The organism is Pseudomonas sp. HC1(2025) (assembly GCF_058742075.1).
The window spans coordinates 5,778,806-5,805,385 of record NZ_CP196017.1 but is presented as its reverse complement, the minus strand read 5'-3'; the positions used below and the strand labels follow the sequence as shown (position 1 = coordinate 5,805,385).

General features: G+C 60.7%; 23 protein-coding genes. 8 read left to right on the top strand and 15 right to left on the bottom strand.

Annotated features, from left to right (window positions below; translation table 11 throughout):
- Positions 1-3 precede the first annotated feature (3 nt).
- From ACSSVH_RS26240 to ACSSVH_RS26220, 5 genes are all read right to left on the bottom strand, one after another.
- Positions 4-1,341, bottom strand: a complete 1,338-nt coding sequence (locus ACSSVH_RS26240; RefSeq protein WP_492633903.1) for a dihydroorotase — start codon at positions 1,339-1,341, stop codon at positions 4-6.
- Positions 1,342-1,343: 2 nt separating this feature from the next.
- Positions 1,344-1,904 carry a gamma carbonic anhydrase family protein gene (locus ACSSVH_RS26235; protein WP_169954038.1) on the bottom strand — a complete coding sequence of 187 codons (561 nt, stop codon included), beginning with the start codon at positions 1,902-1,904 and terminating at the stop codon, positions 1,344-1,346.
- Positions 1,901-2,326 (bottom strand): phosphoribosyl-AMP cyclohydrolase, encoded by a 426-nt coding sequence (gene hisI, locus ACSSVH_RS26230; RefSeq protein ID WP_169954037.1) that lies wholly within the window; start codon positions 2,324-2,326, stop codon positions 1,901-1,903. Before hisI ends, ACSSVH_RS26235 begins: the two co-directional genes overlap by 4 nt.
- Positions 2,323-3,228 carry a GTP cyclohydrolase FolE2 gene (gene folE2, locus ACSSVH_RS26225; RefSeq protein ID WP_169954036.1) on the bottom strand — a complete coding sequence of 302 codons (906 nt, stop codon included), beginning with the start codon at positions 3,226-3,228 and terminating at the stop codon, positions 2,323-2,325. The genes hisI and folE2 overlap by 4 nt, the downstream gene beginning before the upstream one ends.
- 78 nt (positions 3,229-3,306) lie before the next feature.
- Positions 3,307-3,675 carry a glutamine synthetase gene (locus ACSSVH_RS26220; protein WP_169954035.1) on the bottom strand — a complete coding sequence of 123 codons (369 nt, stop codon included), beginning with the start codon at positions 3,673-3,675 and terminating at the stop codon, positions 3,307-3,309.
- Between the two features lie 126 nt (positions 3,676-3,801).
- On the opposite strand from ACSSVH_RS26220, the gene dksA reads away from it, so the two are divergent.
- Genes dksA through ACSSVH_RS26200 form a run of 4 tightly spaced genes read left to right on the top strand, consistent with a single transcriptional unit; the run spans position 3,802 to position 7,092 of the window.
- On the top strand, positions 3,802-4,206 hold the full coding sequence (gene dksA / locus ACSSVH_RS26215; RefSeq protein ID WP_169954034.1) for an RNA polymerase-binding protein DksA: 405 nt from the start codon (positions 3,802-3,804) through the stop codon (positions 4,204-4,206).
- Between the two features lie 26 nt (positions 4,207-4,232).
- Positions 4,233-5,441 carry a zinc metallochaperone GTPase ZigA gene (gene zigA / locus ACSSVH_RS26210; protein ID WP_492633902.1) on the top strand — a complete coding sequence of 403 codons (1,209 nt, stop codon included), beginning with the start codon at positions 4,233-4,235 and terminating at the stop codon, positions 5,439-5,441.
- Entirely contained in the window at positions 5,441-6,085 is a 645-nt protein-coding gene (locus ACSSVH_RS26205; RefSeq protein WP_492633901.1) for a DUF1826 domain-containing protein, read from the top strand. Before zigA ends, ACSSVH_RS26205 begins: the two co-directional genes overlap by 1 nt.
- Before the next feature lie 44 nt (positions 6,086-6,129).
- Complete coding sequence (locus tag ACSSVH_RS26200; RefSeq protein ID WP_492634737.1) at positions 6,130-7,092, top strand: CobW family GTP-binding protein; 963 nt, start codon at positions 6,130-6,132, stop codon at positions 7,090-7,092.
- Here the strand turns inward: ACSSVH_RS26200 and ACSSVH_RS26195 are convergent.
- Positions 7,086-7,478, bottom strand: coding sequence for a DUF3301 domain-containing protein (locus ACSSVH_RS26195; protein ID WP_057961211.1), 393 nt, complete (start codon positions 7,476-7,478; stop codon positions 7,086-7,088). The two genes, ACSSVH_RS26200 and ACSSVH_RS26195, sit on opposite strands and share 7 nt — an antisense overlap.
- A 116-nt stretch (positions 7,479-7,594) precedes the next feature.
- On the opposite strand from ACSSVH_RS26195, the gene pdxY reads away from it, so the two are divergent.
- Positions 7,595-8,467 (top strand): pyridoxal kinase PdxY, encoded by an 873-nt coding sequence (gene pdxY / locus ACSSVH_RS26190; RefSeq protein WP_169954031.1) that lies wholly within the window; start codon positions 7,595-7,597, stop codon positions 8,465-8,467.
- Positions 8,468-8,583: 116 nt separating this feature from the next.
- Here pdxY and ACSSVH_RS26185 read toward each other — a convergent pair whose 3' ends face one another.
- Positions 8,584-9,066, bottom strand: coding sequence for an acyl-CoA thioesterase (locus ACSSVH_RS26185; protein WP_029290061.1), 483 nt, complete (start codon positions 9,064-9,066; stop codon positions 8,584-8,586).
- A 293-nt stretch (positions 9,067-9,359) separates the two neighbouring features.
- Here ACSSVH_RS26185 and ACSSVH_RS26180 point away from each other — a divergent pair, with 293 nt between their 5' ends.
- A complete protein-coding gene (locus ACSSVH_RS26180) occupies positions 9,360-11,123 on the top strand; it encodes a cation:proton antiporter (protein WP_169954030.1) in 1,764 nt (587 codons plus the stop codon).
- Between the two features lie 60 nt (positions 11,124-11,183).
- On the opposite strand, the gene ACSSVH_RS26175 is transcribed toward ACSSVH_RS26180, so the two are convergent.
- The 8 genes from ACSSVH_RS26175 to uvrD form a co-directional block, all read right to left on the bottom strand.
- Complete coding sequence (locus ACSSVH_RS26175; RefSeq protein ID WP_029290059.1) at positions 11,184-11,591, bottom strand: SMI1/KNR4 family protein; 408 nt, start codon at positions 11,589-11,591, stop codon at positions 11,184-11,186.
- 99 nt (positions 11,592-11,690) lie between these two features.
- On the bottom strand, positions 11,691-13,190 hold the full coding sequence (locus tag ACSSVH_RS26170) for a surface lipoprotein assembly modifier (protein ID WP_170042030.1): 1,500 nt from the start codon (positions 13,188-13,190) through the stop codon (positions 11,691-11,693).
- Positions 13,191-13,283: 93 nt separating this feature from the next.
- Entirely contained in the window at positions 13,284-14,045 is a 762-nt protein-coding gene (locus ACSSVH_RS26165; protein ID WP_169954028.1) for a Slam-dependent surface lipoprotein, read from the bottom strand.
- 88 nt (positions 14,046-14,133) lie between these two features.
- Positions 14,134-17,244, bottom strand: coding sequence for a TonB-dependent receptor domain-containing protein (locus ACSSVH_RS26160; RefSeq protein WP_432754797.1), 3,111 nt, complete (start codon positions 17,242-17,244; stop codon positions 14,134-14,136).
- 136 nt (positions 17,245-17,380) lie between these two features.
- Positions 17,381-18,361 (bottom strand): FecR family protein, encoded by a 981-nt coding sequence (locus tag ACSSVH_RS26155; protein WP_492633900.1) that lies wholly within the window; start codon positions 18,359-18,361, stop codon positions 17,381-17,383.
- Between the two features lie 43 nt (positions 18,362-18,404).
- Entirely contained in the window at positions 18,405-18,902 is a 498-nt protein-coding gene (locus tag ACSSVH_RS26150; protein ID WP_169954026.1) for a sigma-70 family RNA polymerase sigma factor, read from the bottom strand.
- Between the two features lie 185 nt (positions 18,903-19,087).
- A complete protein-coding gene (locus ACSSVH_RS26145) occupies positions 19,088-19,960 on the bottom strand; it encodes a Tim44 domain-containing protein (RefSeq protein WP_169954025.1) in 873 nt (290 codons plus the stop codon).
- A gap of 223 nt (positions 19,961-20,183) precedes the next feature.
- Positions 20,184-22,367, bottom strand: a complete 2,184-nt coding sequence (gene uvrD / locus ACSSVH_RS26140) for a DNA helicase II (RefSeq protein ID WP_169954024.1) — start codon at positions 22,365-22,367, stop codon at positions 20,184-20,186.
- A gap of 280 nt (positions 22,368-22,647) precedes the next feature.
- Between uvrD and ACSSVH_RS26135 the strand changes: the two genes are divergently transcribed.
- Positions 22,648-25,527, top strand: a complete 2,880-nt coding sequence (locus tag ACSSVH_RS26135) for an EAL domain-containing protein (protein ID WP_170042033.1) — start codon at positions 22,648-22,650, stop codon at positions 25,525-25,527.
- 156 nt (positions 25,528-25,683) lie between these two features.
- A complete protein-coding gene (gene hexR, locus ACSSVH_RS26130) occupies positions 25,684-26,550 on the top strand; it encodes a transcriptional regulator HexR (RefSeq protein WP_029290040.1) in 867 nt (288 codons plus the stop codon).
- Positions 26,551-26,580 lie beyond the last annotated feature (30 nt).

Below are 26,580 nucleotides of genomic sequence, written 5' to 3'. Positions count from 1 at the left end.
CGTTTAGCGCAGAAAATGCAGGGGCAGCCCCTGGCAACTGTCCACCACCTGCCCCTGGTGCCAGGCCACATGGCCTGACACCAGGGTAGTGCTGACGCTATGGCGAAAGCTGCGTTCGGCAAACGGCGTCCAGCCGCACCGGGCGAGGATCGGTTGGCTGCTCACGGGCTTGCCTTCGGGCTCGGGTTTGATCAGCACCAGGTCGGCCCAGTAGCCCTCGCGCAGATAACCCCGCTGGGGAATGGCGAACAGGTCGGCGACGCGATGACTGGTTTTTGCCACCAGCGTAGTCAGTGGCAACAAGCCGTCGGCCACCAATTCCAGCAATGCAGGCAACGCGTGTTGCACCAGGGGCAATCCTGCCGGTGCCTCACGGTACGCCTGCTGTTTTTGCGCCCAGGTATGCGGGGCGTGGTCGGTGCCAATCACATCCAACCGGTTGCTCAGCAGTGCCAGGCGCAGGGCATTGCGGTCGGCCCGGGTCTTGATCGCCGGGTTGCATTTGATCTGGTGGCCGAGGCGGGCATAGTCGCGGTCATCGAACAGCAAGTGATGCACGCACACTTCCGCAGTGATGCGTTTTTCTGCCAGCGGTTTGTCTTCGAACAGCGCCAATTCCCGCGCGCTGGTCAGGTGCAGCACATGCAGGCGCGTGCCATGGCGGCGCGCCAGTTCCACCGCCAGGGATGACGAGCGATAGCAGGCTTCGGCGTCGCGAATCAGCGGGTGGGCTACAGCGGGGATCTTCTCGCCGAAGCGATCGCGCAGCCGTTGTTCGTTGGCGTGGATGCTCGGCGTGTGCTCGCAATGGGCGAGGAGAATGGTCGGCACCTCAGCAAATAAACGCTCCAGGACGCGTGGATCATCCACCAGCATATTGCCGGTGGAGGCACCCATAAACACTTTGACCCCGGCGACCTGCCGCGGATCAAGGGCAGCCACGGTGTCGAGGTTGTCGTTGCTGACGCCAAAGTGAAAGCCATAGTTGGCCACCGAGTGCAGCGCCGCGCGGCGTTTCTTGTCGGCCAGTGCTTCCAGGGTCAGGGTCGCCGGTTGGGTGTTGGGCATGTCCATGAAGCTGGTGATGCCACCTGCCACCGCCGCGCGGGACTCGCTGTAGAAGCTGCCTTTGTCCGGCGCGCCGGGTTCGCGAAAGTGCACCTGGTCGTCGATCATGCCTGGCAGCAACCATTGGCCTTGGGCGTCAATCTCGATAGCGGCTGTTTGCCCGTGGATGCTGCTGGCGATTTTCTCGATACGGCCGTTGGCGACCAGCAAGTCGGCGTCGAATTCCTGGCCCTCATTCACCAGGCGGGCGTTGCGGATCAGCAGGCGGCTCATGCTCAGAACTCGTTTTGCAGGGCTTTGTAGCCAAGCACCAGATCGACATTGGTACGCGCCACATCTTCAGAAAACTCCGAGGCGCTGACGCTCACCGGCGGGAACTGCGACAGGTCGGTGTTGGGACCGATGCGCGTGGTGGACGGCACATAGAAGGCGGCGGGCAAGTCGCGGCCATCCACCACCGAGTTGTGCCGCACCACGCAGCCGTCGCCAACCGCGCAGTTGAACAGCACGCTGTTGAAACCGATGAACACCCGGTCGCCGACGGTGCAGGGGCCGTGGACAATCGAGCGATGGGCGATGGAACTGAACTCGCCGATAGTCACCGCCGCACCGGATTTGGAGTGGATCACCACGCCGTCCTGGATATTGGAATTGGCGCCGATGGTGATCGGGTCCATGTCGCCGGTGGCGTCCACTTCATCAGCGCGGATCACCGCATAGGGGCCGACAAAGACGTTCTCGCCGATGATCACCTTGCCGCAGATGATCGCGGTTTTATCGACGTAGGCCGATTCGGCAATGACCGGCAGATCGCCGGAAGGGTTCTTGCGGATCATGCTGCAGGTTCCTTGAGGGGCGCGGTGAGGATATGCACGTGGTCGTCTTCGATAGCGTTGTAAAAACAGTTCGGGCGGCCGGTGTGACAGGCCGGGCCCTGTTGGTCGACGATCAGCAACACAGCATCGCCGTCGCAATCCAGGCGTGCTTCGACCAACTGCTGGCGGTGGCCGGAGCTTTCACCTTTGCGCCACAACTGCTGGCGTGAACGTGACCAGTAGCAGACCTGGCCGCTGGCGAGGGTTTCTTCGAGGGCCTGGCGATTCATCCAGGCCAGCATCAATACCTCGCCGCTGCCGTGTTGCTGGGCGATGGCGGCGATCAGGCCGTCGCGGTTCCACGGCAAGGCATTCAGTACCGGGGCCAGGGCAAAGCGACTGCCCACGCTGGCGGCTTCGAGGTCGAGCATTGTCAGCGTCATGGGGTGCCCGAGACGGTTCTCATCCAATGGCTTTCGGCTACGGCGTCATGGGCGTGCAGGCTTTCGGCGTGGATGACTTTGAGGTGAATGGCTTGCACTGCATCCGAGCGTTTTAGCGCCAGGTTCAGACGGCGCGCGGCGTCTTCGCAGAACATCAGGTTCTGGCCGTTGGCCAGGGCGAACGCCTGTTCATCGGCGCGCTTTACGGCGGTTTGGACGGCGGTGCCGAGGGCGGCTTCGGCCTGGTCGATCAAGTCGGTCAGGGGCAAGGCTTGTACGCCGGGTTGCAGTTGGACCTGCAACAGCGCACTGCTGCGTTGGCTGTGGGGCGTGGCGACGATGCCATTGGCACTGCCGAGCCAGGCCAGTACATCTTCGTGCTGCAACGACTTATTGCCGAAGTCATCGACAAATTGCTGTTGAATCAACTGCCTGGCGAGGGCCGCAGAGCAAGGGCAGGTGGACGAGTAGGTCACGTCAATTTTTAGTTCCACGTGGAACATCTGCTTTTCCAGACGCGCTTCGATGGTCACCGGATAAGTCTTCCAGCCCGATAGCGGGCTGACCAATGCCGGGCGTTTAAGCAGCAAGTCGGTGTGAATCCGCAGGTAGGCGCTGCTCGATAACCCTTCATGGCTATCAAGGAATCTCTGTAAAACCTGGCGCAGCAACACGGGTTGCAGGTCTTGTTGCTCGAGCATCTCCAGCGCCAGGTACAGGCGCGACATGTGAATGCCTCGCGCCTCGCCGTCATCCAGGCTCACGCCGGCATCGGCCTTGGCACTCAAGCGCTGGCCGTCGATCAGGATAGGAAGGGCAATACCGCACATGCCCACCCAGTCGAGAGGCAAGGCTTGGCGAGAAGCCTGCGCGGCGATATCCGGCAGAGTCAGCGCATTCATGAGCAGGTCCATCGTTGGAAATAATCTGACATGTTATAGTATAACAATTAGATCTACGATGATTTTTCTACGACCGCCCTAGCACCCGCTGATACGGCTGCAGGTGAACTTGGCGCTGGAGCCTCCGGAACTGGAGAACCGGTTGATCGTGGTCCAGCCCACACGCCGGGTGTAGCCCACCCACGCCTCGCCGTCGGAAGCCAGGCCGGTAAAGAACGTCAATTGGCCATAGCGGCTGTTGGTCTGCGCCCAATAGCGCTTGCCGATCACCTCGAACCCGCGCAGATACGTGGTGTTGCCTGCGGTCGCGACACTGTAGGCATTGCCTTGGGCATCGACGCAGGCCAGCAGGGTGGCGCTGCGGGTGCAGGTGGCCAGCGTGCCGGGCATTTGGGCGCTGGCCTGGGTCGCCACCAGTAGCAACACGCTGCATATCAGGTATTTCATCGCGCTTCTCGGGGCCTGGAGAGAATCAAGGATTACGCCCTTCGTCGTGTCGAGCAAGAGGGCGTTGGCTTATTTGTATTGTTATAATATAACATCAATGCACAGCCTGACCCGTGAATCGTCCCGATGACTGAACAAGACCTGCTTGCCCAGCCGCCCGCTGATTACATGAATGAGGCCCAGCAAGCCTTTTTCCGCGAGCTGTTGTTGGCCCAGCGCTATGACCTGCAAGCGCGCATCGAAGCCGAATTCATCGTGCTGCGCGAGCAGGAGCCCAACAGCGACCCCGCCGATGTGGGCAGCGCCGAAGAACAGCGCCAGTGGCAACTGCGCCTGCTGGAGCGAGAAAAGAAGCTGCTGGACAAGATCGACGAAGCCTTGGAGCACCTCGCCCGTGGTGAATACGGCTGGTGCCGCGAGACGGGCGAGCCGATTGGCCTCAAGCGCCTGTTGCTGCGGCCCACGGCCACCCTGTGTATTGAAGCCAAAGAACGTGAAGAGCTGCGCGAACGCCATCAACGGGCGATTTGACCGGCCACCCTGATGAGGAACACCCGATGACCGACCGTCTACCCGTTACCGTGCTGTCCGGATTTCTCGGCGCCGGTAAAAGCACGCTGCTCAATTACGTCCTGCGCAACCGCGAAAACCTGCGGGTGGCGGTGATCGTCAACGACATGAGCGAAATCAACATTGATGGCGCCGCAGTCCAGCGCGACGTCAGCCTCAATCGCGCCGAAGAAAAACTGGTGGAGATGAGCAACGGCTGTATCTGCTGCACCCTGCGTGAAGACTTGCTGGTCGAGGTAGGAAAGCTCGCCAGGGAGGGCCGGTTCGATTACCTGCTGATCGAATCCACCGGCATTTCCGAGCCGCTGCCGGTGGCGGAAACGTTCACCTTCCGCGATGAAAACGGCCAGAGCCTGGCCGACATTGCGCGTTTGGACACCATGGTCACCGTGGTCGATGGCATGAACTTCCTGCTCGACTACCAGGCCGCCGAAAGCCTCGCGTCCCGCGGCGAAACCCTGGGCGAGGACGATGAGCGCTCCATCACTGACCTGTTGATCGAACAGATCGAGTTCGCCGACGTCATCCTGGTCAGCAAGATCGACCTGATCAGCCGCCACGAGCGTGAAGAACTGGTGGCCATCCTTGAACGCCTGAATGCCCAGGCGCGCATCATTCCCATGGTCATGGGCGAAGTGCCGCTGGCCGAGATCCTCAACACCGGGCGTTTTGACTTTGAGCGCGCGGCCCAGGCACCGGGCTGGCTGCAGGAACTACGCGGCGAGCATGTGCCGGAGACTGAGGAATATGGCATCGCCTCCACGGCCTACCGGGCGCGCCGGCCATTCCATCCCCAACGCTTTTTCGACTTTATCGACCGCCCATGGGTCAACGGCAAGCTGCTGCGCTCCAAGGGGTTTTTCTGGCTGGCCAGCAAGCACCGCGATGCCGGTAGTTGGTCCCAGGCCGGCGGCCTGATGCGCCATGGTTTTGCCGGCCGCTGGTGGCGCTTTGTGCCCAAGAGCCAATGGCCCGAGAATCAGGAAAGTGTCGCGGCGATCATGGGCAACTGGCAGCCGAGCACCGGGGATTGCCGCCAGGAACTGGTGTTTATCGGGCAGAACATCGACTTCGTGCGCCTGCGCGCCGAGTTGGACGCATGCCTGCTGACCGACGATGAAATGGCCTTGGGCGCTGAAGGTTGGCACCTGCTGGTCGATCCTTTTGGCCCTTGGTACGAGGAGGCAGCCGCCTGATGCTGGCACCTGTGATTCAACTGCGCCCGGTGATTCGCCAGACCCGTGGGGAAACCCCGTTGGCCCTCGCCGACATCCTGGATAACGGCGTCAACCTGGCGCTGTGGCAGCGCCAGTTGCCGCTGCACATCGCCGAGTTTGGCGCGTTGCTGGTCTCGCTGGGCGAGCCGCTGGCGGAGTCGCTGGTGGTGGAGCTGGACAGCGAAGACGCCGAACCCGACTTGCAGGGGCTGGCCGCAGGCTGTCGTGACCTTGAGGGCTACGAAGGCTTTATCGCCGATGTTGCCTGGCTGATCAGCGCTTTTTCCTGCCTGTTGGGCGCCAAGCGCATTGGCGTGCGGCTGAGGCTCCTGGACAAGGCCATGTGCCCGCGCTTTCACGTCGATCACGTGCCTGTGCGTTTGATTACCACCTATGCCGGCATCGGCAGCCAATGGCTGCGCGAAGGGGTGATGGACCGACGTCAATTGAGTCAGGCGGACGCGGAACCCACCGAGCGCATCGAACAGATCCACTGTGGCGAAGTCGCCCTGCTCAAGGGCGAAAAGTGGCGCGGCAACGAGGGCCATGGCCTGATTCACCGCTCGCCGGCCCTGGCCGCCAACGAACGGCGGCTGATTCTGACGCTGGATTGGCTGGCATAACCGGGTAGGATCAGCGTCTCTACACGGCCTGAATAATGTCCACGATGCTGCAGAATATTCCCACGCATGTGATTGCCGGCCCCTTGGGTGCTGGCAAGACCAGCCTGATCAAGCACCTGTTCACCCAGCGCCCGGCCAATGAGCGATGGGCGGTGTTGATCAATGAGTTCGGGCAGATTGGCCTGGATGCTGCGCTGCTGACCCTGGATGACGACGGCATTGCCATCGGCGAAGTGGCCGGTGGCTGTTTGTGCTGTGTGAATGGTGCGCCGTTCCAGGTAGGGCTAGGCCGCCTACTGCGTAAGGCCAAGCCGCACCGGCTGTTTATCGAGCCCTCGGGGTTGGGGCACCCGGCGCAATTGCTGGCGCAGTTGCGCCAGGCGCCCTGGCAGACCGTGCTCGCTGTCCAGCCTTGTGTGCTGGTGCTCGACGCCCAGGCACTGGCTGCGGGCAGACCGTTGCCCGACGCGCAACGCGAAGCATTGGCCAGTGCCGGGTTGCTGCTGCTGAACAAGGCTGAAGGATTGGACGCTGCGCAACGTAGCGCAATCGAAAGGACCCTGCCGGCCTGCGAGATTTACTGGGCGCGGCAGGCGCAGCTGCCATTGGTTCGGCTACCGGGGTTTGGCGCACAGGCCGGGGCGGCTGTGGATAACTTTCAAGTGCCCCAGGGGCTGGCGCAAATCCCGGCAATCTGGAGCGATCCGTGCGTGCCGATTTGCCTGCATCAGGCGCAGGCCGGCGGCTGGAGCATCGGTTGGCGCTGGCACCCAAGCCAGCAGTTCGACCCCACGCCGCTGTGCCAATGGTTGCAGAACCTGGAGTGGCGTCGCGCCAAATTGGTTATCCACAGCGCCGACGGTTGGGTCTCGGCCAACGCTGTGGATAACACCACACTCACCTGGCAGCCCAGCGAATGGCGTCGGGACTCGCGTATCGAGCTGATCTTTGGCGAAGAGCAGGATGTGGCAAAACTGCAAAAAGCCCTGGCCGCTTGCCGTCAGTGACGGCTCTTGCCGTGCTCCTGGCGCCACTGGCTCAGTTCAATCACTTCGGCGCTGGGCGGCGGCGTCTTTATTTCAAACGGGTAGGGCGCCAGTTCGATTTGCGCGCTGTGGGCCCCAAATTGGGTGATGGTGCCGGGATGGCGGGCTTCGCCGGTCACCGTGAACTCAAAATTGTAGACCCGTGCCAAACGCCGGCGCCCGCTGGCGTCCTTGACGAAACCGATGCGTTTCAAGGCCACGGCGCCGTCGAGCAGTTCGATGTCGAGCTTGGCGCAATGCTGTTTGACCCTCTCCAACGCGCGCTCGCGCAGGCCGTGGTTGTGCCACACCCAGGCGGCAGCCGCCGCCAGCAGCATCAGCACAAAGATATTTCCCAGGGTCAGCATTCGATTTGCTCCAACAAAGTAAGGCCAGCTTAACTGCGTCTCCGGTCTGTCGTACAGGCTGCGTTTAGTCGCATACTGCGCGGCCAGAATTTAACGGTTTTACGGAAGTTTCCTGCATGAAACGTACGCCTCATCTGCTTGCGATCCAGTCCCATGTGGTCTTCGGCCATGCCGGCAACAGCGCCGCCGTGTTTCCCATGCAGCGGGTGGGGGTGAATGTCTGGCCGCTGAACACTGTGCAGTTCTCCAACCATACCCAGTATGGCCAGTGGGCGGGAGAAGTGTTGGCGCCCCAGCAAATTCCTGCGTTGGTGGAGGGGATCGCGGCGATTGGCGAGCTGGGCAACTGCGATGCGGTGTTGTCCGGTTACCTGGGCAGCGCCGCCCAGGGCCGGGCGATCCTGACCGGTGTGGCGCGGATCAAGGCCATCAACCCCAAGGCCCTGTACCTGTGCGACCCGGTGATGGGGCATCCGGAAAAAGGCTGCATCGTGCCCCAGGAAGTCAGTGATTTCTTGCTCGACGAAGCTGTGGCCATGGCTGACTTCCTGTGCCCCAACCAATTGGAGCTGGACAGCTTTTGCGGGCGTAAACCGCAGTCGCTGTTCGACTGCCTGGGCATGGCGCGGGCCCTGCTGGCGCGTGGGCCCAAGGCGGTGCTGGTCAAACACCTGGATTACCCGGGCAAGCTGGCGGACGGTTTCGAGATGCTGCTGGTGACGGCAGAAGGCAGTTGGCACCTGCGTCGGCCATTGCTGGCGTTTCCACGCCAGCCGGTGGGGGTGGGCGACTTGACGTCGGGCCTGTTCCTGGCGCGGGTGCTACTGGGTGACAGCCTGCTGGCGGCCTTCGAATTTACGGCGGCGGCTGTGCATGAAGTGCTGCTGGAAACCCAGGCGTGCGCCAGCTACGAGTTGGAATTGGTGCGGGCCCAGGACCGCATCGCCCATCCGCGCGTGCGCTTTGAAGCCACGCCGATCAGCCTCTGACACCACCAACCCAATGTGGGAGCGGGCTCGCTCGCGAAGACGATGTATCAGTCAATACATGTGCTGACTGGTACATCGTCTTCGCGAGCAAGCCCGCTCCCACATTTTGATTGGGGTTACACGTCGGCCTTGATTTCCTGGTAGCGCTTCTCCAGCTCCTGGCGAATCTGCCGGCGCTGCTTGCCCTGGATAAACCGGCGCTTGTCTTCACTGTTCTGCGGCTGCAATGCGGGCACGGCGGCCGGCTTGCGGTCGTCATCGACGGCAACCATGGTGAAGAAGCAACTGTTGGTATGGCGCACCGAGCGCTCGCGGATGTTCTCGGTGACGACCTTGATCCCTACTTCCATCGAGGTGTTGCCGGTGTAGTTGACCGAAGCCAGGAACGTCACCAACTCGCCGACATGGATCGGCTCGCGAAAAATCACCTGGTCCACCGACAGCGTGACTACGTAGCGGCCGGCATAACGGCTGGCGCAGGCGTAGGCCACTTCGTCGAGGTACTTGAGCAGGGTGCCGCCGTGGACATTGCCTGAGAAGTTGGCCATGTCAGGGGTCATCAATACCGTCATCGACAGCTGGGCGTTTCCGGGTTCCATAGCACACTCACGGTTGTAGGCATTGGTTGGGGGGGCACCTCTGCGGATGCTGGAATCATTGCGGCGTCATCCCTTACGGGACGCCGGGACGGGCCTTGCCGTCACGCCCAAGGCGATCTGTTTCCATATATTGCACCGGCTTTCTGCCGGAAGTCGTGGTGTTACCCTTGAAAAGCCCATTTCAAGGGCATTTCTTACGATTAAGGCAGACTTCTCCTTCCGCACATTGCGCGCCGTTGTAGCGGCCGCGTGGAAACCGGGACAGCGCCAGTACCCTCAAGGAGCCCCTCGCCATGCACGCCATCAGCTTTATCCAGGATTTGGCCGTGATCATGCTGGTGGCAGGGGTGGTGACTATCCTGTTTCATCGCCTCAAGCAGCCGGTCGTCCTGGGGTACATCGTCGCCGGCTTCATCATTGGCCCGCACACCCCGCCATTCGGCCTGATCCACGACGAAGACACTATCAAGACCCTGGCCGAGCTGGGGGTGATCTTCCTGATGTTCTGCCTGGGCCTGGAGTTCAGCCTGCGCAAGCTGTTCAAGGTGGGCGCCACGGCGTTTATCGCGGCCTTCCTGGAAATCATCCTGATGATCTGGATTGGCTATGAAATTGGCCAATGGTTCGACTGGAACACCATGGACTCGCTGTTCCTCGGCGCGATCCTGGCGATTTCCTCGACCACCATCATCGTCAAGGCGCTCAACGACCTGAAGATGAAAAACCAGCGCTTTGCCCAGCTGATCTTTGGCGTGCTGATTGTCGAAGACATCCTGGGTATCGGCATCATTGCCTTGCTGTCGAGCATCGCCGTCAGCGGTACGGTCAGTTCCGGCGAGGTGTTTTCCACGGTCGGCAAGCTCTCGCTGTTCATGATCGTGGCCCTGGTGATCGGCATTTTGCTGGTGCCACGGCTGCTGGCCTACGTGGCCAAGTTCGAAAGCAACGAGATGCTGCTGATCACCGTTCTGGGCCTGTGTTTCGGCTTCTGCCTGCTGGTGGTCAAGCTCGAATACAGCATGGTGCTGGGCGCGTTCCTGATCGGTGCGATCATGGCCGAATCCCGGCAGTTGCTGAAAATCGAGCGCCTGATCGAACCGGTTCGCGACATGTTCAGCGCAATCTTCTTTGTTGCCATTGGCTTGATGATCGACCCGCAGATCCTGCTGCAATACGCCTGGCCGATTGCAGTGATCACCGTGGCCGTGGTGCTGGGCAAGATGCTGTCCTGTGGCCTTGGCGCGTTTATCGCCGGCAATGACGGCCGCACTTCGTTGCGGGTGGGTATGGGCCTGTCACAAATTGGCGAATTTTCTTTCATCATTGCGGCGCTGGGGATGACCTTGCAGGTGACCAGCGACTTTCTCTACCCGGTGGCGGTGGCCGTTTCCGCCATCACGACGTTGCTCACGCCCTACCTGATTCGTGGCGCCGACCCATTGTCCTTGAAGATCGCGGCGGTGATGCCCCAACGCCTGAGCCGGGTGTTTGGCATGTATGGCGAATGGTTGCGCAGTATTTCGCCCCAGGGCGAAGGCGCGATGCTGGCGTCGATGATCCGCAAGATCATCCTGCAAGTGGGGGTGAACCTGGCGCTGGTGGTGGCGATCTTCTTCACCGGCAGCTTTTTTGCCGCGCGCATTGGTGGGTATCTGGAAGGTTGGATCAGTGATCCGAGTTGGCAGAAGGCATTGATCTGGGGCGGGGCGTTGTTGCTGTCGCTGCCGTTTCTGATTGCCGCATATCGCAAGCTCAAGGCGCTGTCGATGTTGCTGGCGGAGATGAGCGTGAAGCCGGAAATGGCCGGGCGCCATACCCAGCGCGTGCGGCGGGTGATTGCCGAACTGATCCCGATTCTCTCGCTACTGGTGATCTTCCTGCTGTTGGCAGCCTTGTCGGCCAGTATTTTGCCGACCAACAAGTTGCTGGTGTTGATTGCCGTGGTCACGGCTGCGGTGGCCGCCGTGCTCTGGCGTTGGTTCATCCGCATCCATACACGCATGCAAGTGGCTTTGCTGGAGACCCTGGACAATCACAAGGACACGCCGGAGCACTGACCACCACCCTCAACGGAGCGATCCACCGTAGGCGCCGGCCGGCCGGCGCCTACAAAGGCATCAGCTTTCCAGCCAGACGTCCCGCGCCCAGTGCCACACCGACTCCCAGGACTCTTCGGTTACCAGTTCTTCTTCGCCGGACCACAACACCACCGTGCCGTCTTCTTCGACGCAGTAGTAGTCGTCGCCATCCTGGCAAATCGGGATCAGTTCGCGAGGCACGCCGATATCCCAGGCATTGGCGGCGACTTCCGGCAGGTAAGTGTGGGACTGGGGGTCGGTGATGGTCACCGGCTCCAGGCTGCCATACACCACATCGCTGACGGTCAGCAGGAATTCCTTGAACACAAACGGGATGTTGATAAACAGCTGTTCCTCGACTTCCACCAACTGGTCTTCGTCGGGCAGTTCCAGAGGAACCGGTACCGGTTCGTTGGCTTCACGCAATTGTTCGATAACTTCTTCCACGGCCGGGATCCTCATGCTAGATGGCGCGGTTTATAGGGGCGTTTTATACAGTAGCTCGCTATAAGTGCAACCGCGAAATAGAAAACCCGGTGTTGTCGGTTAAAACTGCTTTTCCAGCTTTAGGCTGATGCTGTTTTTGTCGTAGGAATAAAGCCAGTCGACATTGCTGACGACCTTGTTGTACTTGACCGTCAGACTGGGCACCGCATCCAGCACCGCCAGGCGTGGGGCACGCAGGATAAAGGTGTAGCCTTGTTCTTTCTCATTGCGTCGGTCATCGACGATAGCGCTGTAGGCATCGTATTGGCGCTTGCGGTACGAGGCGAACAGCACGGCGCTGACGCCCACTTCGAAATCCTTCGCCACCCCCAGCCGCACGCCCTTTTGCAGGTAGGCCGCCGTGCGGTCCTGGGTATTACGTTCGGTCAGGTCTACGCCGCCGAACAGCGTCCACCGCTGGGGTAGGGCCTGCCACAGGGTGGCGTAGACCGAACTGATGCCGCCGTCGAGGTTGCTATTGATCTGGTGTTTGTAGGCCATGTCCTTGTATTCGCCTTCCAGCTTGAACATGCGGGTGGCCGACAGTGTATGAATCCATTCGCCGCGCAGCCCCCAGGCGCTGTACATGGCGTTGTCACCAATCGTATTGAATTCAAACGACGGCCCGAGGGCGTACTGGTTTTTGGCGTCGTGGTAGCTGTAGCCAGCGTTATTGATGAGGGTGCCTTCGTTGTACTTGCTCTGTTTTTCATAGGCCTGGCCATAGAGCAGCGAGCGCATGAACACCCCGTGGTGGCCGCTGATGGCCACGCGTTTGTTGAGCGTGGCCTCGTAGTCCGCGCCGTGGGCAGACACGGCCTTGGGCAGTGAGCGTTTGACGTAGATGGTTTCGTCGGGGGTGACGTAGCGATAAGTCACCTCGCTTTCCGGGGACTGGTTGAGGTTGTAGCCCCAGGTCGGGCCGATGGCCAGGGAGCCTTGCCAGTCTTCACGGTGGTCCAGGGCCTGGATAAAACTGTCGACGGTCTTGCCCACGCCCATGGCTTGGGCGTCCGCTGGGCTGAGGCTGCTGCTGATCTGCCGGAACGCGGCGTTGGATTCGCCATCCTTGCGGTTCTCGAACAATACCCGCGCCAGCTCCAGGCGCCCCGGCAGGAAGTCGCCCTGCAACGCCAGCAGCTGGCGGTAGTAGCTTTCTGCTTGTTCAAGGTTGCCATCGGCGCGGGCCAGGCCGCCGTTGGCATAGGCGGTGAGCATCGGGTCATGGCCGGGCAGGGCGGTGTAGCGCTTGAGGTAATCCCTGGCTTGCGGCCATTGCTGGCGCTCGATGGACAGGTACACCGCGCGGCCCAGTTCATCGAGGTTGTTGCCCACACTGTAGGTCTGCCCATCGATATTCAACAGCGGCGGGGCGCCGTCGCTGGGCAGTTCATCCTTGAGCAACTCGCGCTCTTGCTGATTGGCGCGGTACTCGATGGTCTGGTTCAGGCGCAGGCTGGTGTCCTGGTCGGCGGCAAATACCGCCGGGGTCATGCACAGCAGCAGGGAAAAGGGTAAAGCGTGGAGCGTGAGGGATCGCATGCAATAGGGCTGGGGCATTACCGGGCTCTCGGGATCGCTTCAAAACGCCAAAAGCAAGTGCCTGGGGGCAGGCACTTGCTTGGGTGGTGCTACAACAGGTTCAACGTGCGATTACTTGGCGACACCACCGAAGGCGGTGTCGTAGTTGCGGTCGGTGAACTTGGCGATACCGGCCAGCGACGCGGTGGCGCCTGCGCCGAAGAAGCTGCCTTGGGTGGTGCCGGTTGACAGGCTTGCGTTAGTGACCGCATCGCGCGCAGCTGCGTTGCCGGCAAAGCTGGCGTCGGCGGTGTTGATGTTGGCCACCAACTGGACCTTCAAGGTGCTGTTGCTCAGCGAACCTACCAGCGTCGGGGCGGCCGTACCGAAGGATGCGGTCAGGTCGCCAGACAGCACGTTAGCTCCGGAGTAGTTGTTGATGCCCTGTACCGCATAGGTCACGCTGGCCGTTGGCAATACGCGGCCGGTGGTATCGCCGGAGTAGTACACGACGCGGGTTGGATCATTGTTGGCGCCTGTCTGCGACCACTCTCCGTAGTACACCTGCTGGTTGGCGACTTGTTTGAAGTCGAAGTTGCCCAGTGTGGAGTGAGAGGGTGGCATCATCGCGGTGGTAATGGTGGAGACACCATTGGCATCGGTGGCAGCCATACCTTTCAAACCGCTGAAAGCGACTTTCGTGCCGTTGTAAAAAGCCTTAACGCCAATGGCTGGCTGGCCTGCGGAACCTGGGTGGTTAGTTGAGCCTGAACCACTGGAGCCGTCGACGACGATCGTGCCATCGTAACTTTGACCAGAAGAAGTGGCTGCTTGAGCAACGCCAGCCAGACCCAGAAGTGCCACTGCCAATACTGTGTAGTTGAAAGATTTCATTTCATCATCCATTGAGTGATTTAAATTAAGTCAACACGTCAAGCGTTTGCCAATTTCTTCTTTAGCCTCCCATGCAGTACCTCCCAAGTTAAAAAGTAGTGGTGAAAGCGAGTTTCAACGTTCGACCGGGTGCGGGCATGGCCGAACGCGTGAGTGGGTCGATGTAATAAAGGTTGCTCAAGTTGGTGCCGGTTAACTCGATGGATGCGTCATCGGTCAATTTATAGTTAACGTAGGCGTCATAAGTGATGATCTTGTCCCATGACATGGGCGTATTCAGGTAATAACTGACCATGGCGCTGTTGGGGTAGTTGTCATAGAACTTGTTTTCATGTTGGCGGTAATAAATAGCCCGTCCGCCCACTTCCAGTTTGCGATCAAGGAAGCGCGCACCTAACCCGAGGTTGGCAGTCCACTCCGGCATTGCCATGCTCACCAGGTATCCGCCTACAAAACCGTCTTCCACGCAGTTGGGGGTGCTACCGTCGGTGCTGACGGAGACAGCCGAGTTTTCATCGCAGACTCTGTTTTTCAGGACGTGGCCGATACTCATGTCGGTGAAAAACCGTCCGTTATCGTAGCGGCCCTGGAACTCCACGCCGGAAGTGACTTGCTTCTCAAGGTTACTGAAGCGCAGTTGTGGGTCACGTTCGATCACGTTTTTGGTCGTGTTGTAGTAATAGCTCAGCTTGATGTCGGCGCTTTCACTGCCACCCCAGCCGGCCAGGTTATGGATGTAGGCGGCTTCGTAGTTATGCGCATGTTCTGGCTCAAGCCCCCAGGGGTTGACCGATGAGGAAAAGCCCATGGTGCTTTCAAACATGCTTGGGTAACGGATGGCCTCGCTGTAGCGCAGGTAGACCCGGCCATTTTCCGAGGTATAGAAGGTTGCAGAAAGCGAAGGTGTCCAGCCACTGTCTTTCTGGTGTTTGGCTTTGATATCTTTTTCGTAGCCCTTGCCGTTTCCGGAAGAGCTGCAGGAAATAATATTCTCGCCTGCATTCAAGCCATTGATACATGGGTTGTTAGCGCGTGAATAGCGACCTTTACCATCGCTCTCCCAGTTAACCCTATGTTGGGTTTTTTGAACGGGTGATGTTTCTTGCTTAATCACTTCTATATCAGCCAAACGTTCGGCCTCTGTGGCGCCGAAAACATCCCAGAGCCCTTTCATGTTTTCAACTTTCTGATCAATGATTGTTTTTAATTCTGCATCCGTCAGTGTTTTTTGCGTGGTGTAATCCACCCGACGCCCGGTTTCTTCAAATTGTGTTGTTATCCCACTCTTGTCCTGGGCACTTTTCAAGTAATCATCAAATGCCCAATAAGACGAATAACGCATCCCCGCCTCAAACTTGGCAAAGCTTACGGGCCGCCAGTCGAATTTGAAGTTGTATTCCTGTTCCTCGCGGCGCCCGGCCCGAGGGTACATGCGCAACGTGTCGCTGATGATAGGGTCGTAATAGTTGTCGTTCGATCCCAACTTTTCATGCTGATAACTACCACCCAGGGTCAGGTCGAGGCTGTCGAGCAACTTCAACTTATTGCTTGCGGTCAGGCCGATACGATCATGCTTGGCGTTGGCCAGGGCGGTATTGCGGTACACCGGGTCGGCCATGGTGGTTTGATTGGGGACGCCACCGCTGCTGTAGGTATCGCTGCGGGTGTTGGTCATCCACAGGTTGGAATAGAAATCCACCCACGGGTTACCTTCGGGCTTGAGGTTGTATTCCAGGTTGTAGGCTTTGCTTTGTACATGGCTCAACGGCCATTGCGGCACGCCGTTGGTGGCGGCGTCGTAAGTCGTGCCGGGTTTAAAGAACGAGATCCGTGATGGCAGGATCTCGCCGTACAGCGCATCGGTGTCGCGATAGCCGAATTCCAGGGACTGGTTTTCATCAATCTTGAGTTTGGCCTTGCCCAGCCAGGACTCCATCTTGCTGGAGGTGTTGGGCACTTCATCGCCCGGTTTGTAGATAGTGGCGAGGTTGGGAATGTAGTCAAACTCGCCGTTGACTTTCTTCCCGCTGGAATAGAAGCCGCTCTTGTTCTTGCCTGCGTAGTGGTTGCCTTTTTCACGGAAGGCGTAGGCTGCCAGCAGTTCGAATTTTTCCTGGCGCGTGGCCAGTGCCAGGCGGTAGGCGGAGTCATCGCTGGACAGCAGTTTGTTACTGCTGCTGGTGCGTGGGTGTTTGTACAGCGAGTGATCGTAATAGCCCCTGATGGGTGAATATTCATAACCGGGGCTGGGCATTTGCCCGGTCATCAGCGTCGGTAGTTTGGGTGACACCGAGTTGTTGCTGCCTTCGATTTTAAGTTCGCCACCATATTCCTGGTCCTGCTTGAGCACATCGTCGACGTTTAGAGTGCTGGCCACCACTGCGCCGCCAATGCCGCTGTAGACGTTACGCTCCAGGTTCGGGCCCTTGAGCACCTTGATGCTGCCGATCAGGTTGGGGTCGATGTAGTTGCGGTTGTTGGCGCCCATGTAGCCGCGGTAAGCGGTGATTGCCTGTTCGGTACCGTCGATGGTCACAGGCACGCGGCCGGGGCCCTGGATGCCGCGGATGTTTGGGTCCAGTGCGCCGCTGTTGCGCGAGTCGCCGCTGTACACGTTGAGCATGCCCTTGAACATATCGGCGGGGGCTGCGCCTTTGTAGCGTTCGATCTGCTCCTTGCCGGCATACACCGAGGAGATGTCATGGTCGTAGATATCGTTGTAGCCCTTTTCGTCCCGGGACTGCTTGCCTTCCATGCCCATGACGTAGGTCGGGTGCAAGTCGCCGGCCTGGATACCCGCCGAGTTCGGTGCCGATTGCACCTGGATGATCGGGCGCTCGGCTGAGCCGGTGAGGCTGTAGCTGACTCCTTGGTTGGCCAGCAGCGTTTGCAGCGCGGTGTCCAGGGACAAGCGCCCCTTGACCGGGTTGCCGTAGCTGTTGGTGAAGTCGTTGCTGCCCAGGTACAACTCGACACCGGCCTGGCGCGCCAGCAGGACCAAGGCTTGATCCAGCGCCAGGGCGGGCACGTCGAAGTTGTGCACGTCAGTGGCCGGGGCGTGGTTTGCGCTTGGCGCTGCCAGCACCGGGCTGATGGTGGCGGCATTGGCGACCAGCGCAATGGCGGCCGACGCAATCCCCAGGCTCAGTCGGGTGCGTTTTGTTGCCTGGCGTTTTTTGTTGTTCTCTTGCGTCTGCAAAACCGGCCTCACTAAAGTAAATAAGATTTATTCACATGTAGTAGAAACGGCCCAGCTGCAAAAACGCGATAGATCGTTATGATCTATAAATATCGTTATTTATGTTTTTTTTGAAATTGACGCCGTGCGAGGCGGCTCAGTAGATCAGTGTCAGTCCTGGCAGCTCGAACATGCGCCCGTGGACTTGCGCCACCAGATGTTCAAGCGCGGTGTCGAGGTTATCCAGGCGCATTACCGCACTGACCCGCACGTTGCGCAGGGCCTCGCCCTTGACCAGCACCAGCCCCGGTCGGTAACGGTTGATGCGGGCGGCGGCGTCGGCCAGGGATTCGCGTTGGAATACCAGCCGGCCTTCCTGCCAACTGGCCAGTTCCTCGGGGCTGGTGTTCAGCGGCACCAGGCCCGTTCTGGGGCTGAAGTGCAGGCTGTTGCCCTGCTCCAGCAGCGCGGAACCTGCGGCTTCATCGCGCCCGTGCTGGGTCAGGTTGACCTCGACCCGATGCTGCAGCACCCCCACCCAGCCTTCGCGATCCTTGCCGACACCGACCAGGTAACGCGTGCCTCGCGCGGTGATATCGGCCCCGGGCGCTTGTACGGTGAAGGGCCGCCGCTCCTGTTCATTCATTGGCGCAGGGGTGAAGACCGCCTCGCCCTGGCTCAGGCGCACCCGACGGGTCTGGTCGTCGTAGGCCAGGCTCAGGATGCTGTGGCTGCCCAGTTGCACCTGGCTGCCGTCGGCCAGGGTGATCTGGCGCACCTCGCCAAACCCGGTGTGATAGTCGCTATTCAGGGCCTGGACCCAGAAAGGTGGTGCCAGCAGCATCCAGCAGCCCAACGCCAGCGCCGCCACGGCGCTGCCGCCGACCACCGGCATGCGCAGCCAGGCAGAGCGCGGCGGGCGTTGGGGTTTTACATAGCCGGGACGTTGCTTGAGCTGCGCGGTGGCCAGCCAAGCACGATTGGCGCGCTCGGCGGCGGCGGCGTGCAAAGGGTCGGCGGCCAGCCAGCGCTGAAACGCCTCGAGTTCACGTGCCGAAAGCTGTCCTTGGCGATGGCGCATCACCCAGTCGGCAGCTTTGCGCTCTACCGGGTCGATAGTCTGTGGGGAGGCGTTCACGGTTCGGTCTATTTACCTTTTGGCTCTTTGTCGTACACAAGGCTCAGCCCTCTTGGTCCGGCTCAAGCGCCCGGCCAATCCTGGCCAGGGCCATTGCCATGTGTTTTTGTACAGAGCTTGTGGATATCCGTAAATAGCGCGCGGTCTCTTTGTGCGTCATGCCTTCCACCCGGCACAGCATGAACACATCGCGGGTACGCGGTGGCATGCGTTGCAGCAGGCTTTCCAGGTGCTCCAGTTCCAACGCGCCGAGGGCCTGTTCTTCAGGGCAACTGGTTTCGTCGACCAGGGTGGCGAAGAAGGCGCTGGGGTCGTTGTCGTAGCGCTTTTCACCATAGCGGCGGTGATGGTCGATCATCAGGTTGTGCGCTACCCGAAACAGATAGGACGGCGCGCACAGCACGCGCTCCAGGCTCTCCAACTGGGCGATGCGCAGGAAAGTGTCCTGTACCAGGTCCGAAGCCAGGCTTGGGGAGCACTTTTTGCGCAACAGATACCGATGCAACGCGGGTGCATGTTGAGTGAACAGTTTTTCCAGCACGGCGGCACTTTCCTATGCTCGGGCAGAACCGGGGAGGGCGAGTATAATGAGAGTCGTTCTCATTAATCCAGCAAAACCCCATGCTGACTTTTCCACAGGCAAAAAAACACCCCGGCTGTGCAGGCTTCTTAAAGCGCTGCACAAGACCGGGGTGTTTCTTACAGCAGGCTATAGGCCTTTGCGGATCAGCCGTTCTGGCGGATACCGGCTACCAGCCAAGGCTGGTTTTCGCCCTGTGGACGTTCCATGTTCCAGCTTTCGCTGAACACTTCGCCCTGGTCGAAGCGCGAAGTCTTCGACGTACCGCTGAAGGTCAGGGTAGCGATGGTCTTGTCGGCGCGATCATCCACACCTTCCAACTGCACGCGCAGGTCGTCGATGTAGGTCGACTGGAAGCCGTCGCCCAGTTCGGCACGTTCGCGCTTGAGGAACTCCAGCAGTTGCGGGGTCACGAACTCGGCGATCTTGTCCATTTCGTTGGCGTCCCAGTGTTGCTGCAGGGACTGGAAGTGGTTGCGGGCCGCTTCGACGAAACGCTCTTCGTTGAACCAGGCTGGCGCGTTGATCACCGGACGAGCGGCAGCAGGTGCTGCCGAGCCGCCGAAGATCGAACCCATGGCAGGCTTTTGCTCGAACACTTCACGCTGCATCGGCGCGCCGGCTGGAGCCAGGTGCTCCTGCTGCTTGCGGCGACGGGCGGCGATGAAGCGGAAGATCACAAAAGCGATGACCGCCATGATCAGGATGTCGAAGATCTGCATGCCCTGGAAGCCGCCGCCCATGAACATGGAAGCGAGCAGGCCACCGGCAGCGATACCGGCCAGAGGGCCCAACCAGCGCGAAGCACCGCCGGCCTTGGCAGCAGCGCCAGCGGCACCGGCTGCACCTGCGGTGGCAGCCGCTCCGCCCATGCCGCCAGCGGCTGGGGCCATTTGGCTGGTCTGGTGGCTCGGTGCTGCGCCGGAGCTTTTACCGCCACCGAAGCGTTTGGCGTTGGCGTCGAGGCTCATCGTCAGGCCGATGCACAACGCCATGGCGATGCTAAGAAAACGTTTCATAAAGGGAATTCCCATTTGTGGATTGCACGCGCGCCATGTTGCACAGGTGCAGAGGCAGTGGCTAGCGGCATAATGTTTCGGGCTTTTGCGTAAGACCTTTGCGAATGGTCTGTAGGACTAATTACAGATATTGGCCCGTACTGGTTAAAAACAAGGGCAAGGCGACCCATCTCACCGAGGCAGAGCGCCCGATCGTTCCCACGCAGAGCGTGGGAACGCTCAGTCAGACCGCTTCGAGCTTGGCGTAACCCATCATCAGCCACTTGCTGCCTTCGGCGAAGTTCACCTGCACCCTGGCCTGGGCTCCGGCGCCTTCGAAGTTGAGGATCACCCCTTCGCCAAAGATCGCATGCCGGACCTGCTGGCCAAGGCTGAACGGGGTCTCGGGAATTTCCGAGCCGGCAAACATGTTGCTGGAGTTCTGCTGCTGACCGCCACCAAACGGCCGGCTGACGCTATTGGACAAGCGCACTTCCTGAATCAGCCCTTTGGGCACTTCCCGTACGAAACGCGACACCTTGTTGTAGGTCTCGCTGCCATACAGGCGTCGTGTCTCGGCGTAGGTCATCACCAGGTTCTGCATCGCCCGAGTGATACCCACGTAGGCCAGGCGGCGTTCTTCTTCAAGGCGGCCGGGCTCTTCCAGGCTCATCTTGTGCGGGAACAGGCCTTCTTCCATGCCCACCAGGAACACGTAGGGGAATTCCAGGCCCTTGGCACTGTGCAGCGTCATCAGTTGCACGCTGTCTTCGTGCTCGTCGGCCTGGGTATCGCCGGCTTCCAGGGAGGCGTGGCCGAGGAACGCCGCCAGTGGCGACAGGTCGGCATCTTCCTCGCTGTTCTCGAACGCGCGGGCGGCGCTGACCAGTTCCTCAAGGTTTTCTACCCGAGCCTGGCCTTTCTCACCCTTTTCCGCCTCGTGATAAGCGATCAGGCCGGATTGTTCGATCACGGTCTGGGTCATCAGGTGCAGCGGCATTTCCAGGCATTTGGCGGCGAGGCTGTCGATCAACTCGACAAACCCACCCAACGCTCCGGCAGCGCGGCCGGTCAGGCCTTTATTGGCGATCAGCAGGCGCATGGCCTCCCACATCGACACATCGCTGTGACGCGCATGTTCGCGGATCGCCTCGACGGTTTTCTCGCCGATGCCCCGTGCCGGTACGTTGATCACCCGCTCCAGCGCGGCATCGTTGCCGCGACCTTCCAGCAAACGCAGGTAGGCCATGGCGTTCTTGATTTCTGCGCGCTCGAAGAAGCGCTGGCCGCCATAGATGCGGTACGGAATGCGCTCGCGCAGCAAGGCCTCTTCGAGTACCCGTGACTGGGCGTTGGAGCGGTACAGAATGGCGATATCACTGCGGGCCAGCCCGGTTTTCAGGGCGCTTTCAATGGTTTCCACCACGTAGCGCGCTTCGTCGTGCTCGTTGAAGGCCGCGTACAGGTTGATTGCCTCGCCTTCACCGCCGTCGGTCCACAATTCCTTGCCCAGGCGCCCGGTGTTATTGGCGATCAAGGCGTTGGCGGCCTTGAGGATCCCGGCGGTGGAGCGATAGTTCTGCTCCAGGCGAATGGTCTCGGCGTCTGGGAAGTCGTCGGAATACTGGTAGATGTTCTCGATTTTCGCGCCGCGCCAGCCGTAGATCGACTGATCGTCGTCGCCCACCACCATCAGGCTGTCGCCGCCCTTGGCCAGCAGGCGCAACCAGGCGTACTGCACGGCGTTGGTGTCCTGGAACTCGTCCACCAGGATGTGCCGGAAGCGCTTCTGGTAATGGGCCAGCAAGCCGGGGTTGTCGCGCCACAGGTCGAGGGCCCGCAGCAGCAGTTCGGAGAAGTCGATGACGCCGGCACGCTGGCAGGCCACTTCATAGGCTTCATAAATGCTGCGCATGGTGGCCAGGAACAAGTCGCCACTGGCCTGGATATGTTGCGGGCGCAGGCCTTCGTCTTTCTGGCCGTTGATAAACCATTGGGCCTGACGCACCGGCCAGCGTTGTTCATCCAGGCCCAGCTCGCGGATCACCCGCTTGACCAGGCGTTGCTGGTCATCGCTGTCGAGAATCTGGAAGGTCTGGGCCAGGCCCGCCTCCTGCCAGTGGGCCCGCAGCAAGCGGTGCGCCAGGCCGTGGAAGGTGCCGACCCACATTCCGGCCGGGCTGATGCCCATCAACTGCTCGATGCGGTGGCGCATCTCGGCAGCGGCCTTGTTGGTGAAGGTCACCGACAGGATGGAATGCGGCGACGCGTTCTCGACCTGGATCAACCAGGCGATACGGTGCACCAGCACTCGGGTTTTACCGGAGCCAGCACCGGCCAGGACCAACTGACGGCCAACGGGGGCTGCTACGGCCTGGCGTTGGGCATCGTTGAGGGAATTCAGCAAAAGGGAGAGATCATCGCGCATCGGCGCATTCTAGGGTGCCGGGGGAAGGGGGGCAAATCCCATTGCCGGGTGGTCGGCACAAAAAAATCCGCGGCGATCTTCAATCGGCAAATAATCGATCCACGGTGATGACCGGTAAGTCATCGCCTGTAGCCCGCGCCCTGTCTTGTTCAGCCCCTCTGGGCCCAAGGTTTGCGATGGTTTATTCGCCGATTTTTATGATCCAGAGCAGTTTGGTCTGCCCGCCCGCTTGTGTATGCTCCGTCGACGTTTCGGGCTCACCATTATAAGAACACTGCCTATGACCCTCAGCACCGACTTGCCTGGCCCTTCTGTCGCGCCGGCGCAAGTTATCCGCAAGCACTACGCCATGGAGATGGCGGTCGAGCGCACGCGTCTGTTGTACCAAGGTTCGTTGCTGCCCACTTTATTGATGTTGATTAACGGTCTGGTCTGCGCCTGGTTGCTCTGGAGCCCGCAGCGCTACGTGCTGGTCGGCAGTTGGCTGGTGTGGTTGCTGGCCCTGGTGGCGATGCGCGTGATCCAGGTGGCGGCCTTCGATAGCGCCCTGCCCAGCCGGCAGGCGCAGCCGGTCTGGCGGCGCATGTTCATGTTGGGCTCGGCGGCCAGCGGCCTGACCCTGGCGAGCGCGGCCATTGTCCTGGTGCCCCTAGACAGTTTCGTGCAGCAGGCCTGGATCTTCGGCCTGATTGGCGTGGCCACCTTATCGGCCAGCGTGGCCTACGCGGTGAGCGTGCCGGCGTTCTTATCGTTTGCCTTGCCCTGCCTGGTGCCCACCATCCTCTATTTATTCTGGAGCGGCGAACCGCAACTGCAGGGCTGGAGTTACCTGGGCCTGATTCTGCTGGCATCCCTGAGCCTGGTGGCATGGCAGGTCAACCGCCTGATCCAGCGCGGTTTGCTGCGCCGGTTCCAGAACCAGGCCCTGATCGAGCACCTGCAGCAGGCCCGTCAGCGCAGCGAGCAGTTGAATCAGGACCTGGTGCGCGAGGTTGAGCAGCGGCGCCAGGTCGAGCAGGAGTTGCGTGAAGCCCAGGTCGGCCTGCAACACCGTGTCGAACAACGCGGCCAGCAACTGGACGCCGCCAGCCTGGCCCTGAGCAAAAGCGAAGCGCGCCTGGCGATGGCATTGCAGGCCAGTGAGTTGGGTTTGTGGGACTGGAACCTGCAAACCGACGAGGTCCACCACACCCAGCTCAAGGAGTTGTTCGGCCTGGAGCCGGAATACGTCACGGCGATGTTGCGCGACCTCACGCCTCGCCTGCACCCGGACGACTTGCCGCTGCTCAAGCGCGCGCTGGTGGAGCACTTGAAAGGGCGCAGCGAGGACTACCAGGTGGAGTACCGCGTGCGCCATGGCGACGGGCGCTGGGTGTGGATCGAGGACCGTGGGCGCGCCGTGGAGCGTGCGGCCAGCGGGCGCGTGACGCGCATGCTCGGTACCCGGCGCGATATCAGTGCCGGCAAGGCGGTGGAAGAACAGCTGCGGCTGGCGTCCACGGTGTTCGAGGCGGCCAGCGAAGGCATCGTGATACTGGACCCGGAGTACGTGCTGATTGCGGTCAACCAGGCCTTCAGTCGCGTGACCGGCTTTGATATCGACGACATGCTCGGGCGCAACGTCGTGGAGTTGCCGTGCAGCCGCGATGCCCGCCGACACTTCCCGGTGATCCGCCAGGCGTTGTTGAGCCACGGCAGTTGGCAGGGCGAATTGGTGGAGGCGCGCAAGAACGGCGAGCTGTACCCGCAATGGCTGCAACTGAGCGTAGTGCGCGATGTTCGGGGAAACGTGAGTCACATCGTGGGCTTCTTCGCCGATCTGTCGGCGCGCCGCGAATCCGAGGAGCGCATGCGCTACCTCACCCATTACGACGAACTGACGGGCCTGGCCAACCGCTCGCTGTTTCGCGAGCGCCTGCGCGAGGCCCATCAGCGGGTGCGCCAGGGCGGCCGCAGCCTGGCGTTACTGCATATCAACCTGGACCGCTTCAAGCTGCTCAATGACAGCCTGGGCCATGAAGTCGCCGACCAATTGCTGCAAAAAATGGCGCGGCGCCTGATCAACGCGTTGCCGGAGGCCGACACCATTGCGCGGTTGTCCGGCGATGAATTTGCGGTGTTGTTCGACGCTTATGGCAGCCTGTCGAGCCTGGCGCGAGTGGCCACCCGGCTGCTGGCCAAGTTGCGGGTGCCGGTGGCGGTGGAGGGGCATGAGTTGGTAGTCAGCGCCTCAATCGGTGTCAGCCTGTTGCCGGATAACGCGCGGGAAATTTCCGCGTTGGTCAGCCAGTCGAACATGGCCATGCAGCACGCCAAGCATTTGGGCGGCAATAACTTCCAGTTCTACACCGACAGCCTGCAAGCCAGCACCCTTGAGCGCCTGCAGCTGGAAAACCAACTGCGCAAAGCCATCGATGAACGCCAATTGAAGGTGTTCTACCAACCCAAGCTGTGCCTGGCCACTGGCAAGATGAACGCCGCCGAGGCGCTGGTGCGTTGGGACCATCCGCAATGGGGCAGTGTGCCGCCCGGTGATTTCATTGGCTTGGCAGAAGAAACCGGATTGATCGTGCCATTAGGCGAGTTCGTGCTGCGCCAGGCCTGCTGGCAGGCGTGTGAATGGCAGCGCCAGGGCCTGGCGCCGATCCGTGTGTCGGTCAACCTGTCGGTGCACCAGTTGCGCCAGGGCAAGCTGGTCAGCCTGGTGCGCCAGGTGCTGGATGAAACCGGGCTGGCCCCGCAGTACCTGGAGCTGGAGCTGACCGAAAGCCAGTTGCTCGACAGCGTCGAGCACATCATCGCCACCTTCCAGCAACTGCGCGACCTGGGGGTGAAGCTGGCGATTGACGACTTTGGCACCGGCTATTCGTCCCTCAGCTACCTCAAGCGCATCCCCGTGGATTACGTGAAGATCGACCAGACCTTTATCCGGGGCCTGGGCCAGGGGCGCGAAGACTTGGCGATTACCCGGGCCATCATCGCCATGGCTCATGGCTTGGCGCTCAAGGTGGTGGCCGAGGGTGTGGAGGATCAGCAGCAGCTGGATTTCCTGCGCGCCGAAAACTGCGATGAGGTACAGGGCTATTTGATCAGCCGGCCGATCGAGGCCGAAGGGCTGGCGGATTTGTTACGGAAAAATGCGGATTTTCCTGGCTGCTAGCGAGGCGCCATCGGGTGCTACATCGCATATGCCCGCTGATTCAGGGGGTAGTAGGGCGATTTAGTGATGCATCGAACGGGCAAATCCGCAATTCTTGTAGTATAACTACAAGCTTGCTACATCCCTGGCGCCTGCCAATAACAAGAGTCCTGCCCTTTGAACCTGTTGCAACATATCGCCCAGTCGCGCCACCTGTTACGCAAATCGGAACTCAAGGTTGCCGATCACGTGCTGCTTGACCCTGCGGCCGTGATGCACAGTTCCATGGCTGACCTGGCCCACAGCGTGGGGATCAGCGAGCCGACCATCGTGCGTTTCTGCCGCGCCATCGGTTGCTCGGGGTTCCAGGACTTGAAGTTGAAACTGGCCCAGAGTCTGGCGGCCGGTGCCAGCTTCGGGCAGTTTGCGATCCACGAAGACGACTCCGTCGCCGACTACAGCCTGAAAATTTTCGATACCACCCTGCACACCCTGATGGAAGTGCGGGAAAAGCTCGACCCGATCGAACTGCAAAAAGCCGTGACCGCCATGTCCCAGGCCCAGCGCGTGGAGTTCTATGGCTTTGGTGCCTCCGGCGCGGTGGCGGCGGATGCCCAGCACAAATTTTTCCGCCTGCTGCTGACGGCGGCGGCCTACAGCGACCCACACATGCAGGCGATGTCGGCGGTGACGTTAAAGCCTACCGACGTGGCGATCTGTATTTCCCAGTCGGGCCGTTCCAAGGACTTGCTGATCACCGCCAACCTGGTGCGTGAAAGCGGCGCGTCGCTGATCACCTTGTGCCCGAGCCAGACGCCATTGGCGGAGCTGTCCACGGTCAACCTGGCGATCGACGTGCATGAAGACACCGAGATCTATACGCCGCTGACCTCGCGCATCGCCCACCTGGTGGTGATCGACGTGCTGGCGATGGGCGTGGCGATGGCGCGTGGCCCGAGCCTGGTCAACCACCTCAAGAGCGTCAAGCGCAGCTTGCGCAGCCTGCGTCTCTCGCCCAAATCGGTCAAAGCCCTCGACGACTGACCCAAGGTCGCACTCGATCAACTGTAGGAG

Coding starts and splice junctions, on each gene's coding strand:
- ACSSVH_RS26195 (WP_057961211.1), bottom strand. CDS start 7,478: ATGCTGACCCTGGGAAATATCTTTGTGCTGATGCTGCTGGCGGCGGCT.
- ACSSVH_RS26135 (WP_170042033.1), top strand. CDS start 22,648: ATGACCCTCAGCACCGACTTGCCTGGCCCTTCTGTCGCGCCGGCGCAA.
- ACSSVH_RS26240 (WP_492633903.1), bottom strand. CDS start 1,341: ATGAGCCGCCTGCTGATCCGCAACGCCCGCCTGGTGAATGAGGGCCAG.
- uvrD (WP_169954024.1), bottom strand. CDS start 22,367: ATGCGCGATGATCTCTCCCTTTTGCTGAATTCCCTCAACGATGCCCAA.
- ACSSVH_RS26200 (WP_492634737.1), top strand. CDS start 6,130: ATGCTGCAGAATATTCCCACGCATGTGATTGCCGGCCCCTTGGGTGCT.
- ACSSVH_RS26170 (WP_170042030.1), bottom strand. CDS start 13,190: ATGCCCCAGCCCTATTGCATGCGATCCCTCACGCTCCACGCTTTACCC.
- ACSSVH_RS26165 (WP_169954028.1), bottom strand. CDS start 14,045: ATGAAATCTTTCAACTACACAGTATTGGCAGTGGCACTTCTGGGTCTG.
- ACSSVH_RS26220 (WP_169954035.1), bottom strand. CDS start 3,675: ATGAAATACCTGATATGCAGCGTGTTGCTACTGGTGGCGACCCAGGCC.
- ACSSVH_RS26145 (WP_169954025.1), bottom strand. CDS start 19,960: ATGAAACGTTTTCTTAGCATCGCCATGGCGTTGTGCATCGGCCTGACG.
- dksA (WP_169954034.1), top strand. CDS start 3,802: ATGACTGAACAAGACCTGCTTGCCCAGCCGCCCGCTGATTACATGAAT.
- folE2 (WP_169954036.1), bottom strand. CDS start 3,228: ATGAATGCGCTGACTCTGCCGGATATCGCCGCGCAGGCTTCTCGCCAA.
- ACSSVH_RS26235 (WP_169954038.1), bottom strand. CDS start 1,904: ATGATCCGCAAGAACCCTTCCGGCGATCTGCCGGTCATTGCCGAATCG.
- ACSSVH_RS26205 (WP_492633901.1), top strand. CDS start 5,441: ATGCTGGCACCTGTGATTCAACTGCGCCCGGTGATTCGCCAGACCCGT.
- ACSSVH_RS26185 (WP_029290061.1), bottom strand. CDS start 9,066: ATGGAACCCGGAAACGCCCAGCTGTCGATGACGGTATTGATGACCCCT.
- ACSSVH_RS26180 (WP_169954030.1), top strand. CDS start 9,360: ATGCACGCCATCAGCTTTATCCAGGATTTGGCCGTGATCATGCTGGTG.
- hisI (WP_169954037.1), bottom strand. CDS start 2,326: ATGACGCTGACAATGCTCGACCTCGAAGCCGCCAGCGTGGGCAGTCGC.
- zigA (WP_492633902.1), top strand. CDS start 4,233: ATGACCGACCGTCTACCCGTTACCGTGCTGTCCGGATTTCTCGGCGCC.
- pdxY (WP_169954031.1), top strand. CDS start 7,595: ATGAAACGTACGCCTCATCTGCTTGCGATCCAGTCCCATGTGGTCTTC.